Origin of the sequence: Vibrio sp. 661 (assembly GCF_033339315.1) — a bacterium.
Classification (GTDB): domain Bacteria; phylum Pseudomonadota; class Gammaproteobacteria; order Enterobacterales; family Vibrionaceae; genus Vibrio; species Vibrio alginolyticus.
Window position 1 is genome coordinate 641,784 of record NZ_JAWOUJ010000001.1, and the last position, 13,670, is coordinate 655,453.

Consider the following 13,670-nt stretch of genomic DNA (forward strand, 5'->3'; position numbering starts at 1 on the left):
TGGCTTACTCCACCAAATCCACTTGCGCTGGAATACCCGAAGGCAAGGATTGTGCGGAGTCTTGTAGGTCGACTTCTGCTAGGTACATCAAACGCGAGCGTTCTTCCTCGGTGAGCGCGAAATAAGGCGTGAATGAAGGCTCAGTCGCAACCCAACGAACGGTGCCGCTATAAGGTTGCTCAACGCCATCTACATGCACGTTAACCGTTTTACCCGGCACAAAGTTGACTCGATAATTGGCAGGAACATAAACACGGGCGTATGGGACGCGGCTCGCTTGAATTACGGCAACAATGCCATTCACAGGAACGCGTTCACCAAGGTTAAACGGTAGGTTATCTAACAAGCCATCTCGCGTGGCCGTGATGGTGAGTTCTGCCAGCTTTTGTTCTTGCAGTGCTACATCGGCTTTTGCAGCCATGAGTGCGGCTTTCGCTTGTTCAATATCTTCAGGACGAGAGCCAGCCGTCAGTTTGCTGAACTCTTCTTGTGAGGAGTCTAGCTCTGCACGGGCAGAATCTCTGGCTGCTAAAGCGGTGTCTTTTTCTGATTGGCTGATGAGTTTTTTACGAACTAACTCCGCTTTACGTTGGTAGTTCTTTTGCGCTTCAATCAATTGAGCTTCCGTTCTTGCAACACGTGCTTGCGCTGCGGCAATGTCTTCTGGTCGCTCACCATTGGTCAATTTCAAAAGATAAGCGTCAGCCTTGGCTTGTTCGGCTACGGCGTGAGCTAAAACGGCTTCTTGGTTCTTTGTATCGAGCTGAACCAGCACTTCTCCTTCGGTGACTTGGCTGCCTTCCTTGATGGGTAGGGCACGAATTATCTCGCTAGAGGTGGCAGTAAAAGTTACGCGGTCACGCTCAAGCGTACCAAGGGCTTGCTGTCCATCATCTTTGGAACAGGCAGTTAAAAGAGTCAGGGCTAGGGTGCCAAGAATGATTCGCTTCATCATGCGACGCTTCCTCTAAGAAGGTGAGCTTGAACTCGTATCAAGCTATAGAAGAGTATGGGACTGCATTCAGTGTAACGTGAGTCAGTTTTGTCCGGCTAGGAAGTTAATTCCTTCAATATTCATCAATTGATTAATTATTGAAGCTGGCTTGATCCTGCGGAAGCCGTGCTTTACTTGGCTCTTTTAAGTTGATTACATGAATATCATTTAAACAAAAATCTTGCCTTTCATGTAGAGCACGCCGTCGCCAGATACTCTTACTTGTTCGCCAGTAACTTCACAGTGCAAAATGCCTCCGCGCTGAGAAGCTTGGTAAGCGACCAGTGATGTTTTGCCTAACGCTTCTGCCCAGAACGGTGCTAACCCAGCGTGAATCGAGCCAGTTACGGGGTCTTCGTCACCACCATTTGCAGGCCAAAAGTAACGAGATACAAAGTCTTGTTGATCGCCTTTTGCGGTAACGACCACATCGTAAGGAGCGAGTGTCTTGAGGTGCTCTGAACGGTATTGAACCTCAAGTACCTCCTGCTGGTTGCCGACCACCACGAAATACGCTTGAGGGCTAAGCAGTACGCGTTCCACATCGCAACTTAGGCCTTCAATCAATGCCGAGGGAATATCAGAAACGGCTTTTGGAGGACGAGCAGGGAACGTCATCTCGATCTTACCTTGCGCATTCTTCTCTACGGTGAGGGTTCCTACTTCCAGAGTATGAAATTCAATCGTGCCATTAATGCCAAACTCATCAAACAGCACTAACGAAGAGGCCAGTGTTGCGTGTCCACAGAAATCGATTTCAGTAATCGGAGAGAACCAACGAATCTCATATCGGTTTGCGCCAATGGATTTTAGAAAGGCCGTTTCCGATAAGTTGTTTTCTGTCGCGATATTTTGCATCAATTCTGGGGCTAGCCATTCCACTAACGGTATCACCGCTGCTGAGTTGCCTTTGAATTGCGTATCGGTGAAGGCGTGCACCACGTAGATATCCAATTCCATTTCCCTTCCTTATTCCGTGAGCGCTTAATTAGCATAAACCAAGTGCAATTAAGAGAGTAAGAAATTTGTGTTAGAATCTTAAAGTGTCAAAATTATAGATTATTTTGTTTTTTTTGATACTTACTGACAAGGATTCGGACTGCTGGGTACTTACACTAGTGTTGAATTCATTGAAAGGAAGAAAAACATGAAAGCGATCTACAAATCAGTTTTGGCATTGAGTGTTTTTGCGGTCGGTTCTGCCCATGCATTTGAACTCGTGAGTAGAGATATTCAAGAAGGCCACCCGATGGCGAAGACGTTTGAATACTCTGGTTGGGGATGTGATGGCGGGAATCAATCACCACAATTGATGTGGAAAGAAGCTCCAAAGGGCACAAAAAGTTTTGCGATCACCGTGTATGACCCCGATGCACCAACAGGCAGTGGTTTTTGGCATTGGATAGCGTTTAATATTCCATCCACCGTTAGCGAGCTACCTCGAGGCATTGATATGAACAAGTTAGGCGGTAAAGAATCTCGTATTGACTACGGCACAACGGGGTTCGGCGGCGCGTGTCCTCCTAAGAATGATGGGATGCATCGTTACCAGTTTACGGTGTGGGCATTGCCAACTGAAGAACTGAATTTGGATGAAAACACGCCACCAGCCATTGTAGGGTTTACTTTGAATAGTGTTGCTTTGGGTAAAGCGACATTAACCACGACTTACACGCGATAATTGAATATAAGGGGAGAGAATGGGTCACCAATATCAGGTTACGCTGTTTCGTGCGGAGCAGCAGCAGAAGCTTCGTAATGTCAGGATTCACTCCCCAAGCATTATTCAGATTGTTAAGGGGAGTAAACATCTTTTCTGGAAAGACGAAGTACTCGACATCCATCATCCAAATATCATGCTTTGTGAAGCAAATGCATCCCTAAATTTTGAAAATCTTCCTCTACAAGGGCGATTTCTTTCTCGAATGTTCAGTTTTCACTGTGTGCCTAGCGATGAAATGTTGGAGCTAAGCATGAGCAACGCATTAGGAAACTATGTACCCGTTGTTGAGACAGATAAAGCATTGCAAGCGACGTTAAATGCTTTGTTTTCGTTTGAGCGGGAAAGCTTAAGTGAAGCGACACAACGCTATTGGATTATGGGCCTATATCAGCAGCTAGCTGAGAGAGGGTTATTGCATCGGTTGTTCTCGAGTTCACATATCTCTTTTAGTCAGAAACTTAGTCGTTACTTATCGCGCTCTCCAGGGGAGGAGCATCCATTAGATATGGTCGCGGGGCACTTTGCTACGAGCCGAGCAACATTGATACGAAAACTGAAACAAGAAGGTACCCAGTATCGTGAAGTATTGGCAGAAGTGCGCTTAAATCACGCACTTTACTTGATGCAAAATGGCTCGTATAACGTTGCTATGCTCGCACAGTTGTGTGGTTATCAGTCAGAGGGGCGTTTTAGCCAACGCTTTAAAAGTAAGTTCGGCCTAACGCCCAGCGAGTATATTAAAACGGTAGTGAGTTAATGTTTTACCGCTTTTTTATTTTTTGTGCTTTTTAGGTTAGCCATAATATTTGGCTTTCATTCGCAATGCTACGTTCACCAAAGCAATCAATACAGGCACTTCGATCAGTGGACCAATGACACCAGCAAAAGCTTGGTCTGAGTTTAGGCCAAACACCGCGATAGAAACCGCTATTGCCAATTCAAAGTTGTTGCCTGTTGCCGTGAAAGCAATCGATGCGTTTTTGTCGTAGTCGATGCCCATTTTCTTACCAACGAAGAAGCTGACAAAGAACATCAACACAAAGTAGATAGCCAGTGGAATTGCTACACGGAATACATCCATTGGCAGTTCAAGAATCATTTCACCTTTCAAGCTGAACATCAGTACGATGGTTGCAAGCAGGGCGATAAGCGTAATTGGTGAAATGCGTGGGATGAACACGTCGTTGTACCATTGTTCACCTTTCGCAGCGACCAGCCATTTACGGCTTAGGAAGCCCGCTAGGAATGGGATACCAAGGTAAATCAGAACGCTTTCCGCGATGTCCATCATCGAGATATCAACCACGAAACCTTCGTAACCAAAGACTGGTGGCAACACAGTGATGAACAACCATGCCATCACACTGTAAGTCACGATTTGGAAAGCGCTGTTTAGTGCAACTAGGGCTGCGCCGTATTCTTTGTTACCGCCACCGATATCGTTCCAGACAAGCACCATCGCAATACAACGAGCAAGACCGATCAGAATGATACCAACCATGTAACCCGGATGATCACCTAGGAAAGTCAATGCAAGGATGAACATCAAAATAGGGCCGACAATCCAGTTCATGACCAAAGACAGCGTGATCGCTTTTTTGTCTTTCGTCACAGTGCCTAGCAGGTTGTAGTTCACCTTTGCGAGTGGCGGGTACATCATCAAAATCAAACCAATCGCTAGCGGTACGTTTGTGCTACCAACTGACATTGACTCGTTCCACTCAGCAACTTGAGGGAATGCTGCGCCAATACCTACACCGATTGCCATTGCAACAAAAATCCACACCGTTAGGTAACGGTCCAAGAAGCTCATTTTGTCGCTGGCACTATTTAAAACTTGAGTAGTCATAGTGTTCTCTTATTCGTTTATCGTCGAAAGGCGATAGTTAAAGGTATAGTTTATCTCTGCACGCCTGAACAGCGTGCAAAGGGCATTAATCAAATAACTTGGAAAATCCTAGATTGAACTGATCAAACGCGTCGCGTTGAATGCGGTAACACACCTTAGGTGGGTTTGGCTCGGCGCTGATAAAGCCTGCTTGCTTTAGAATACGCAAGTGCTCGGAAACAGTAGATTGCGCAAGACCCAGTTCAGAAACCAAATCACTGTTCAAACAACCGCCCATGGTATCGAGCGTGTGCAGGATATGCAGAATGCGCAAACGTGCTGGATGCGACAAAGCTTTTGCTTGCGCTGCTAGAGTTTGTTCTTTCTCGAGCTGTTGTTGCGTTGTCTGAAAAACGACTTCGCACGTGTCCTTGCACTTATCACTCATTCGCTGGCCTTAATAGTTAATCGTCGAATTGCGATAAAGTGTACGCCTGCTCTGTGGAAGATGCAACAAATCGATGAAAAAATTAATCGGGAAATAACGATGAATAAAAAGTTGAAAAAATATCTCTTTTAAAAACAGTAATATAATCAAAATTCAAGTAGGTTACTAAAAGTTAACTAATTGCACTATATTTCTAGGTTACCATAATAAACCACATCCGACGCACAATGGTTATTGCGTCATCTTGTGAACTTATTTAAAGGTAATCCCATGAGCAACGTACTGATCATCAATGCACACGAACCATCACCATACTCAGAAGGTCGTCTAAACGCTTCTCTTGTCGACAAAGCACAGACGCTTCTGCAAGCAAAAGGCCATGAGGTTCGCGTTGTGACAATGCAAGATGAGATCAACGTAGATGAGCAACTCGCACACTTTGAATGGGCTGATCGCGTGATCATCCAAAGCCCAATCAACTGGATGTCTGTGCCTTGGTCATTCAAAAAATACATGGACGACGTGTTTACTGCGGGTATGGGCGGCGCACTGTGTGCATTCGATGGCCGTAGCGCAGAAGAACCAAAGAAAAACTATGGTACAGGCGGCACTCAAACCAACAGCAAATACATGCTGTCACTGACATTCAACGCGCCAGAAGAATCGTTTGATGATGAGAACGAATACCTATTCCAAGGTAAAGGCGTGGACGATTTGATGTTCCACATGCACGCTAACTTCCGCTTCTTTGGTATGTCAGCACTGCCTACATTCGCTTGTTACGACGTGATGAAGAACGCAGATATCGAAAACGATTTTGTTCGTTTCGAAGCGCACATTAACGAAAACTTCTAATCCTTTTAGAAACATAGTGCGAACTGAATGATGAATTGAGATGGACTGCTGCATGCGGTCCATTTTTATTTGTTTGCGGCGAGGTGACGTTTTTATTACTCTAAAGCACTAAATGTATCTAGCTTACTTTTCGTTACCTAGATTAGGTGCGTATCTTGAGGTGTATTGTGGAAAGCAGAATCAGTGTAGATAGCAAAGGTCGTAAGTCAGTGGCGAACGTATGTGCGGAGCCATGTGCTATCGAGAAAGGGATGCGTCTAATTGGTGGTAAATGGAAAGGCTCTTTGATTTTTCATTTGAAAGACGGCCCAGTTCGTTTCAATGACTTAGCACGCATGCTAGGCGGCGCAAGCAAAAAGATGATCGACCAGCGCCTCAAAGAGCTAGAAGCGGAAGGTATGGTGGTACGCAAAGTGATCAGCGATCGCCCAATTGCAGTCAGCTATGAGCTAACAGAGTTCGGCCGTACCGCACTTAAGATTCTTGATGATTTGCGAATTTGGTCTGAAAAGCATCAAATTGAGCTTCGTTAAGACCAAAGTAGTTAATCGCAAACGTCACTCTCTTTTGAAAGCTGATTAACAATACATCGCCGTTTATACCCAAGTAACTTAGATGTGCTTTATTCAAATCGTAATTTGTTTCGTAAAACAACGTACTCTTTCTAGTCAGGCATATCGAAGCTACTTGAGCATAATCGTACTTTTTAACTTTTTGATTTTTAGTTATTATTTTATCATGCTTAATAAGTTGTAGAATAAATCACTCACTTCAGTTGAATTTAAAAAAGCACTATTTAATTCCAGTTTCTTTTCAAAATCGGAATATTTATCGAATTCCTCTTTCTCAACTAAACCTATTGGTGAGTTGTCGTTAACGTGGCTTTCATATTTTTTGATGGTATATAATTTAGACTTTTCGTCAAAATATTGAATTATCTTAATGTTAACGTCAGGTCTCTCCGTATTATACGTGATCGTAATTTTTTCATAATCTTTATTAATCGGAGTCGTAAGCCCTGTAGGGTAGATGATTTTAAACCTATTAATGTCATTCTTCTTCGTGCTTTTATAATGTTTTGAGTATGAAAAGTTTTCAATTGCACTTTTAGTGACGATAATTGACTCACCTTTCTTTAAACCGTATTCGGTACATTCATAATCGTCGACAACCGTAGAATTTCTTTTCTTTTCAATCAGGTAGGACATAGTTGCAGATGTCCCTCCGTGTTCCAGTTTTTGTTGGTTTACAGAACAATAGAAATGACCTTTGTCCACCGTCATTGCGTTGACTTGTTCCGGATTTGAAATGGTGGGATGTATATCTTTTGCTGGATCGTTGTCGCTTCCTCCTGAACCGCATCCAACTAATCCGATACAAACGGCCATATAAAGCAAAGAGATTTTATTCATACTGTATTTCTCAATTAAGATGTGTGATTGCAAATAACGATTAATTACATTTTTATAAAGTGAAATGTTTTTTATTTTAATTGAACGGTGTTTTATTGGTAATTTAATCGTTTGCTTTTATTTTGTCTCTTACGGTATCTATGTTTTCATTTATGGTATGAATTATTAGATTTGCACAATTGTGAGTTGCAATAGGATAATAATCGCTAGCCAACTACTTGTGTAGGTACCGTTATGATTTATATATCCGTTAAGTCTAAGTTTTTAGTCTTAATTTCATGTATTTATCGCGAAAGTGACTTAGAAGTAAATAACTAACGTTGTTTGAGGGGAGCCTGGGCTTCACTGATCTTGTTTTTCATCAAGGCGTTGTATAATGAACAAGGACTCTATTTCCAACTTGTTGATACATATCAGATCTCACGGATCTGATATGCATTCCAAGTTATTCTCACTAAGGCAAGAATCTTAGCTTATTTAAGGATAGAAAGTTTACTTGGGTGTAGAAGATATTAGTAATCCAATGTGCCACGGATAGGGTAGTTATTGTTTGGATCGCGAATCCATGCCAATCCGCGTGATAGCGCGCCAAGCTCAGGGCGAACAAACGGGTTGTTTGAAATATCCACCACGTGTAAGTCGCCGTGTTCATTCACCACAAACAGACCTGGTTCTGCGAAATTATGATCGGTTTCCTGTTCAGATCGAGGAATAGATACATACAAGCCTAGCGTTTTCATTTGTTCTTCGGTCAGGCCGTAAGCGATAGGGAAGCTGATTTCGAGTTTCTCTAGATGCCCCTCTAGCTGTGCTTTTGAATCGCCAGAAACGGCAAGAATATCGACGCCAGCATCAGCGAAAGCCTGTTTGTAACTCTCAAGCTCGTTGAGGTACTTAGTACAAAGAGGGCAGTGTTTACCACGATAAACGAATACTGCTTGCCAAGTCGCATCACCTTGCGGCTGACCCAACGTTACGCTTGAACCATCTAGCAAAGTGGCTTGAAGATGAGGGAAGCTGTCGCCCGCTTTAAGTTTCACTGAAGTTGCCATATTGACTCCCGAATTGGTGGTGTATATCCATGAATGCCCCTTTCTCAACAAAGCGATTGGGGGATGAGACTTCAATGTAGACTCTGTTTTGCTGTGTTTCAACTAGTTAACTTTTAGTAACCTGCAATAAGGTAGTAGAGTGCAAAAGATGAAAAAGCAGAACTTAAGATACAACGAAGTGGGGGTGTAGTATCAGGAGCTAAGTTCTGCTTGAGGTTAGGCTATGACCACTGGAACATATCGTTAAGATAAACCAGAGTCATCACTTCTATTTTATTACTCGATTGAGCTAGGCGTTGCTGAAAAAAGTACGCCATCATTGGCTTCTTCATTTCTTCCTCCTTTACGCTGACGAGTAAATTATGTGTATAAAAGGGGATATAAAAAAGAGAGTGCTTTTGTTGGCTTTTTTCCTAATAACGTAAATATATGGGGCTTTAAAGCCGAATTTGGAGGTTAATTGTGGAAAAGGGGAACAGATAATTAGGAAGTTTTCTTATTTTATTACCGCCAACTTAAGTAAACTATTCCTATCCACAAACTTCACAGATCTAAGGTTGATTCAGTGTCTGATCTCAATTTGTTTCGCTATTACCAACGATTACTCTCGTTTAGCGTTGGTGATGAAACAAAAACCACGTTACAGGACATTGCCGACATCATGTTCACTTCTTCTCGGCATGCTCGTAGCCTGCTAACGCAGATGCAGCAGAAGGCGTGGTTGAGCTGGCACCCGAAAGCTGGGCGGAACCAACGATCGACTCTTATTCTGAATATGGAGTTAGACGTTTTAAAAGAGAGCTTGGCTCTTGAACGTATCAAGTTAGGCAAGTATGAAAAAGCACTGGCGATATTAGATGAAGACGAAATGGCATTTGGCCGTTTGTTAAAAACAACGTCTGGTGCTTCTGTTCAAGAAGGACAGCTCAATATTCAATTAACCTATAAGCGAATGTTTGAGCGCGTCGTTCCACATCAACTTCAGCGTAGCAGCGAACGTTTCTTATTAAGGCAAATCTATTGTTGCTTAGTTTCGAGTGATCACAATGGGAAAGTGCAACCAGAACTCGCACATCACTGGCGTTATGACGAAGACACCTACGAATGGACTTTCTACCTTCGTCCAGGTCTGACTTTTCATAATGGTAATTCCATTGATGCAGAAACAGTGGTTAGCTTGTTTGCAAAATTGAGTTCACTACAGTATTACGAAAAAGAATTGGCACATGTCGCTAACATCACTGCGCCAACGCCATTGAAAGTTGTTTTTAAGCTTAATCGAGCTGACTTGGGCTTTGCTGGACTTATTTCTGGGGTGAAATACGGCATTCAACCAGTAAGCCAAGTTAACGTAGCGAATAACAAGCTGGTGGTCGGAAGTGGCCCATTCTCTGTTGTCGAGCACAATGAAAGTCGTTTAAAACTGCAAGCATTTAATGGTTACTACGCATGTAGAGTTCTAACGGATTTGGTGACTATCTGGATTGTTAATGACGAGCAAATGGAGAACCCGTCATTGGCAGCAAATACGTTGCAAAGGGATGCTTCGCCCGAGGAGGATTTGTGTGGACACTATATGTCGACGCAAAACCGAGAAAACTCATCGGCGAGCAAGCGTAGCCGAATAGAAGATGGTTGCTTATTCACCTTATTTAATCAGCACGCTAAGCACAAACTCTCTTTAGCGCAGCGCCGTTATATTAGTGAGCTAATTCAACCTGAGCACTTGGCCGAAGTGATGCGCCGCGAGAATATTGTGTTTGGGAGTATACCCGCTTATAACCTGCTACCAGGTTGGAAGCCAGTGCTCCGTCCGTTCAGTGAGCCGCTTAAGTTACCTAAACACATTACGATAGCAGGATATAACTATACCGCATTGCGTCGCTGTGCGCGGGCTATTTCTAATCGTTTGGCGAGTGTTGGCAGTAAAGTAGAAATTGTTATGTATTCCTACCGTGAGCTGAACGAGAAGGCTAAGAACGGTGAGCTAAATGAGACAATGGTCGTAACGAACATAAACCTAGATGATAATCGTCATGCCTCAGCGTTCACGAACTTCTTCAGCAACGCTGTGCTATTCCACACTTTGGGAGAAAAGAACGCACAATGGTTAGATGAACAACTACAGAGAGTCAGATCTTTCGTTCCACTTGAGGACTACCTTAATGCATTGGAGCCAATTTCATCGACGTTGATCAGCGAGTATTGGATTGCACCTATGTTCCACCATACACAAACTTTGCGCTTCCAAGGTGTATTAGAAGACGTTGCTTTAACCAATTGGGGTTGGCCAGATATCCGCTCGGTGTGGTCGGCAGATTAACTACCTTAGTTATTTAGCAAAGTGCTGCTTCACGAATTCAATGAAGGCTCTGGTTTTCGCCGATTGATAGATAAGTTGTGGGTACACCAAGTAAACCGCGTTGTGCTGGTGGTCGGTTTCTTCCGATAAAACCTGCATTAGACGACCATGTTCAACGTCTTGTTCGACAAAGTAACTTGCTAACCGAGCAATGCCATTGCCAGACAGGGCTGATTCTTTGAGTAAGCGGTTTTCATTGCTTGAAAGCCAACCTTGGGTTTGAACTGTTCCCGTTTTTAACGGCCACTCTTTTTGATGCAATGTGGTTAAGCATTGGTGCTGTTTTAAATCCGCTAACGTCTCCGGCGTACCTTCTTCTTGCAGATACTGAGGAGAGGCAACCAGCCAGTGGTGGTAGTCCAAAAGGTGATGCGCAATCATATTCTCGGGCGGCGTTCTTGTTGCTCGAAACGCAAAGTCGACGCTGGTTTCCGTCAGATTAAACGCTTGATAGCTAGAAAGAATCTCGAACTCTACGTTTGGATGTAAAGCGCGAAACGCCACACACAAATCATGCAGCACCGCTTCGGCAAACATCTTGGGAGCAGTAAGACGAATCAGACCGTCTACTTGCTCAGATTGCTGACTTAAACTCTTTTCCATTTCCATTACGCGGCGTTTGAGATCTTCCGCTTGTGCAAAGATCGATTCACCTTCTGCCGTCAATCTCACGCTGCGTGTGGTTCGAACAATCAAAGGCGTGGCGAGTTCCGATTCCAATCGCTTGATTTGTTCCGACAGGTAACTTTTAGAGATACCAAGTTGCTCTGCTGCTCTAGAAAAGTTGAGTGTTTGAGCCACTTCAGCAAACAGCATCAGTTTTTCGATTCTCTTATAATCTGCCATCTTTATTGCTCGCTTTAATTGTTCGGTAACGAGGATAATGAATTCGATTTTACGGTATTAAACTAATTTTTACGAACGGTAAGATGGTTCGAGTTAATTTAAGAAATTGAAGATGCAGAAATCGGAAAAGTGAGAATAACGATGAACAATCCAACACTACCGCTCGCCAAAACCTTACCTAACGTTAGCCGCTTGGTCTTCGGCTGTATGGGACTTGGAGGGGAGTGGAATCGCAACCCATTAACCGCCCAAGATGAAAACCAAGCTTATGCCGCTGTAGAGGCAGCATTAGAGGTTGGCATCAATCTCTTTGATCATGCGGATATCTACAAATTCGGTAAGGCTGAAGAAGTGTTTGGGCGCATCTTAGCCAATGACTCAACCTTACGAGAACGAATGTATCTGCAATCAAAGTGCGGCATCCGTCTAGGAGATGAGCAAGGTGTTAAGCAGTATGACTTCTCTGCCAAATGGGTGACGGCTTCTGTTGAGGGCATTCTTGAACGCCTTGGCGTGGAAAATCTTGATGTTTTGATGCTGCATCGTCCTGATCCTTTGGTTGAATTTGAAGAACTGGGCACAACGCTAAAAGCCCTGAAACAAGCTGGCAAAGTTAACCACTTCGGTGTTTCTAACATGAACAGTGCTCAAATTGACCTTCTTCAACAAGCAACGGGCGAAGTTGTTGTGGCGAACCAGTTGGAAATGAGTCTGGCTAAGTCTGACTTTATTAAGCAAGGCATGGGGCTTCCTTCGTCGGAATCTGACTACGTTGCGGGAACACTGGAACATGCCCGTAAGCATAATATCCAACTGCAAGCGTGGGGCAGTATGGCGCAAGGAAGATTCTCAGAGCGTGGTTTACATTCTGATGATCACAACACCAGACAGACGGCGGAGATGGTGATGGCGCTAGCAGCTGAATATGGCGTGTCGTCTGAGGCGATTGTTTTAGCCTTCCTAACGCGTCACCCAAACCAAATTCAGCCTGTTATTGGTACTGCAAACCCACAGCGTATTCGCGCTTGTGCTCAAGTAGAGAACGTCACGCTATCACGTAGCCATTGGTATGGCTTGTTCGAGAAAACCCTTGGTCATGAGATCCCGTAGGAGAGAAAAATGAAATACGTACAAGTTCAAACTCTGATTCAAACGGCATTGGAAATTGCGACTGCTCGCAAGCAGAACATTGCGGTTGCCGTGGTTGATACACATGGAGAATTGCTCGGTTTTGCCCGAATGGATGATGTGAGTGTGCAAGCAGGTTTGTTGGCACATAACAAAGCTTACACCTCGGCTAGAGACCGTCAGCCTAGCGGCAATCTGGGTGCTTGGGCTCGTGAGACGGGTAAGCAGTTGAGTTATTGGACTGACCCGAAGATCACAGGCTTTATGGGTGGTGTACCTGTAGAACAAGAGGGGAAAGTCGTCGGTGCAATTGGTATCAGTGGTTTGGCTGAGCAAGATGATGAAGCACTTGCGATGGAAGTATTAAACGCGCGTTGAGTATAATGTTTATCAGTAGGTGTGATGCTTTGTCCCGCTTTGTACTCACTGTAGGGACTCAAGTTCACAGGCTTCGTCGAGTCACAGTGCTATCTAATAGCCTGAAGTAAGCAGAAGTTGAAATCGCGAACTATGATTAATTTATTTGAAAGCTTTGAGGCCTAAATATGTTTCATAAGGTATTCGTTTCGCTATTTTTTGTTCTCCTCTCAGGCTGTGGTACGAGTGACAGCGCGTTAAAAGAGAGCGGTTATGATGAAGCTTATATCCAAGGCTTTCATGACGGTCGGCATAGTGGTATGCAAGAGGCAGGGAATGATTTTGAACACTATATTAAGGACGAAACAAGGTATCAAACCGACTCAGATTATCGACAAGGCTGGGATGCTGGTGAGGTAGAGGGTAACAAGTTACAAAAGCAGGCGACCGCGATAGGACAAGGCATGATTGATAATTCGTATGAAGAACGTGATGTCTTTGATCCTGATAAAGTGGCGAAAGATGCAATAAAAGGCGTTGATACATCGGAATTAAAAAGCCTAGAGTAACGGACTGATATAAAGAATAAAACTCGTCATTTGACGAGTTTTATTTTTGTCTAAACGATTCATGTTTCAACGCTCAACAGGACATTCACGTTTGGG

Annotated in this window: 15 protein-coding genes; 8 read left to right on the plus strand and 7 right to left on the minus strand. The window is 43.8% G+C overall.

The features are described 5' to 3' along the window. Positions 1-4: 4 nt before the first annotated feature. Positions 5-955, minus strand: coding sequence for an HlyD family secretion protein (locus R7P69_RS02925; protein ID WP_374040102.1), 951 nt, complete (start codon positions 953-955; stop codon positions 5-7). Positions 956-1,162: 207 nt separating this feature from the next. Continuing rightward, entirely contained in the window at positions 1,163-1,954 is a 792-nt protein-coding gene (locus R7P69_RS02930; protein WP_238952538.1) for a PhzF family phenazine biosynthesis protein, read from the minus strand. A gap of 187 nt (positions 1,955-2,141) precedes the next feature. Between R7P69_RS02930 and R7P69_RS02935 the strand changes: the two genes are divergently transcribed. Continuing rightward, positions 2,142-2,675, plus strand: a complete 534-nt coding sequence (locus tag R7P69_RS02935) for a YbhB/YbcL family Raf kinase inhibitor-like protein (RefSeq protein ID WP_005375444.1) — start codon at positions 2,142-2,144, stop codon at positions 2,673-2,675. A 19-nt stretch (positions 2,676-2,694) separates the two neighbouring features. Next, positions 2,695-3,474, plus strand: a complete 780-nt coding sequence (locus R7P69_RS02940; RefSeq protein ID WP_238952539.1) for an AraC family transcriptional regulator — start codon at positions 2,695-2,697, stop codon at positions 3,472-3,474. Between the two features lie 36 nt (positions 3,475-3,510). On the opposite strand, the gene arsB is transcribed toward R7P69_RS02940, so the two are convergent. Next, the gene (gene arsB / locus R7P69_RS02945) at positions 3,511-4,566 is read right to left on the minus strand and encodes an ACR3 family arsenite efflux transporter (protein WP_005385145.1); all 1,056 of its coding nucleotides are present in this window, start codon (positions 4,564-4,566) and stop codon (positions 3,511-3,513) included. A gap of 85 nt (positions 4,567-4,651) precedes the next feature. Continuing rightward, on the minus strand, positions 4,652-4,993 hold the full coding sequence (locus R7P69_RS02950) for an ArsR/SmtB family transcription factor (RefSeq protein ID WP_005375451.1): 342 nt from the start codon (positions 4,991-4,993) through the stop codon (positions 4,652-4,654). A 270-nt stretch (positions 4,994-5,263) separates the two neighbouring features. On the opposite strand from R7P69_RS02950, the gene R7P69_RS02955 reads away from it, so the two are divergent. After that, on the plus strand, positions 5,264-5,848 hold the full coding sequence (locus R7P69_RS02955; protein WP_005375454.1) for an NAD(P)H-dependent oxidoreductase: 585 nt from the start codon (positions 5,264-5,266) through the stop codon (positions 5,846-5,848). A gap of 167 nt (positions 5,849-6,015) precedes the next feature. Then, complete coding sequence (locus tag R7P69_RS02960; protein ID WP_017821620.1) at positions 6,016-6,381, plus strand: winged helix-turn-helix transcriptional regulator; 366 nt, start codon at positions 6,016-6,018, stop codon at positions 6,379-6,381. 195 nt (positions 6,382-6,576) lie between these two features. Here the strand turns inward: R7P69_RS02960 and R7P69_RS02965 are convergent, their stop codons facing one another. Beyond that, the gene (locus R7P69_RS02965; protein ID WP_017821619.1) at positions 6,577-7,260 is read right to left on the minus strand and encodes a hypothetical protein; all 684 of its coding nucleotides are present in this window, start codon (positions 7,258-7,260) and stop codon (positions 6,577-6,579) included. Positions 7,261-7,772: 512 nt separating this feature from the next. Continuing rightward, positions 7,773-8,312 (minus strand): redoxin domain-containing protein, encoded by a 540-nt coding sequence (locus R7P69_RS02970; protein ID WP_005385152.1) that lies wholly within the window; start codon positions 8,310-8,312, stop codon positions 7,773-7,775. A gap of 565 nt (positions 8,313-8,877) precedes the next feature. Between R7P69_RS02970 and R7P69_RS02975 the strand changes: the two genes are divergently transcribed. Further along, positions 8,878-10,635 (plus strand): SgrR family transcriptional regulator, encoded by a 1,758-nt coding sequence (locus R7P69_RS02975; RefSeq protein ID WP_171342515.1) that lies wholly within the window; start codon positions 8,878-8,880, stop codon positions 10,633-10,635. A 9-nt stretch (positions 10,636-10,644) separates the two neighbouring features. Here R7P69_RS02975 and R7P69_RS02980 read toward each other — a convergent pair whose 3' ends face one another. After that, positions 10,645-11,520 carry a LysR family transcriptional regulator gene (locus tag R7P69_RS02980; protein WP_171342516.1) on the minus strand — a complete coding sequence of 292 codons (876 nt, stop codon included), beginning with the start codon at positions 11,518-11,520 and terminating at the stop codon, positions 10,645-10,647. 141 nt (positions 11,521-11,661) lie between these two features. On the opposite strand from R7P69_RS02980, the gene R7P69_RS02985 reads away from it, so the two are divergent. The 3 genes from R7P69_RS02985 to R7P69_RS02995 all read left to right on the plus strand — a co-directional run bounded on the left by R7P69_RS02985 (position 11,662) and on the right by R7P69_RS02995 (position 13,574). Beyond that, complete coding sequence (locus R7P69_RS02985) at positions 11,662-12,630, plus strand: aldo/keto reductase (RefSeq protein WP_033906813.1); 969 nt, start codon at positions 11,662-11,664, stop codon at positions 12,628-12,630. Between the two features lie 9 nt (positions 12,631-12,639). Continuing rightward, positions 12,640-13,026 carry a GlcG/HbpS family heme-binding protein gene (locus R7P69_RS02990; RefSeq protein ID WP_005375465.1) on the plus strand — a complete coding sequence of 129 codons (387 nt, stop codon included), beginning with the start codon at positions 12,640-12,642 and terminating at the stop codon, positions 13,024-13,026. Between the two features lie 167 nt (positions 13,027-13,193). Further along, a complete protein-coding gene (locus tag R7P69_RS02995; RefSeq protein WP_005375467.1) occupies positions 13,194-13,574 on the plus strand; it encodes a hypothetical protein in 381 nt (126 codons plus the stop codon). Positions 13,575-13,670: the final 96 nt, after the last annotated feature.

Excerpts from the sequence above, each read along its gene's own strand:
- R7P69_RS02925 (WP_374040102.1), bottom strand. The coding sequence starts at position 955 with ATGATGAAGCGAATCATTCTTGGCACCCTAGCCCTGACTCTTTTAACT.
- R7P69_RS02930 (WP_238952538.1), bottom strand. The coding sequence starts at position 1,954 with ATGGAATTGGATATCTACGTGGTGCACGCCTTCACCGATACGCAATTC.
- R7P69_RS02935 (WP_005375444.1), top strand. The coding sequence starts at position 2,142 with ATGAAAGCGATCTACAAATCAGTTTTGGCATTGAGTGTTTTTGCGGTC.
- R7P69_RS02940 (WP_238952539.1), top strand. The coding sequence starts at position 2,695 with ATGGGTCACCAATATCAGGTTACGCTGTTTCGTGCGGAGCAGCAGCAG.
- arsB (WP_005385145.1), bottom strand. The coding sequence starts at position 4,566 with ATGACTACTCAAGTTTTAAATAGTGCCAGCGACAAAATGAGCTTCTTG.
- R7P69_RS02950 (WP_005375451.1), bottom strand. The coding sequence starts at position 4,993 with ATGAGTGATAAGTGCAAGGACACGTGCGAAGTCGTTTTTCAGACAACG.
- R7P69_RS02955 (WP_005375454.1), top strand. The coding sequence starts at position 5,264 with ATGAGCAACGTACTGATCATCAATGCACACGAACCATCACCATACTCA.
- R7P69_RS02965 (WP_017821619.1), bottom strand. The coding sequence starts at position 7,260 with ATGAATAAAATCTCTTTGCTTTATATGGCCGTTTGTATCGGATTAGTT.
- R7P69_RS02970 (WP_005385152.1), bottom strand. The coding sequence starts at position 8,312 with ATGGCAACTTCAGTGAAACTTAAAGCGGGCGACAGCTTCCCTCATCTT.
- R7P69_RS02980 (WP_171342516.1), bottom strand. The coding sequence starts at position 11,520 with ATGGCAGATTATAAGAGAATCGAAAAACTGATGCTGTTTGCTGAAGTG.
- R7P69_RS02985 (WP_033906813.1), top strand. The coding sequence starts at position 11,662 with ATGAACAATCCAACACTACCGCTCGCCAAAACCTTACCTAACGTTAGC.
- R7P69_RS02990 (WP_005375465.1), top strand. The coding sequence starts at position 12,640 with ATGAAATACGTACAAGTTCAAACTCTGATTCAAACGGCATTGGAAATT.
- R7P69_RS02995 (WP_005375467.1), top strand. The coding sequence starts at position 13,194 with ATGTTTCATAAGGTATTCGTTTCGCTATTTTTTGTTCTCCTCTCAGGC.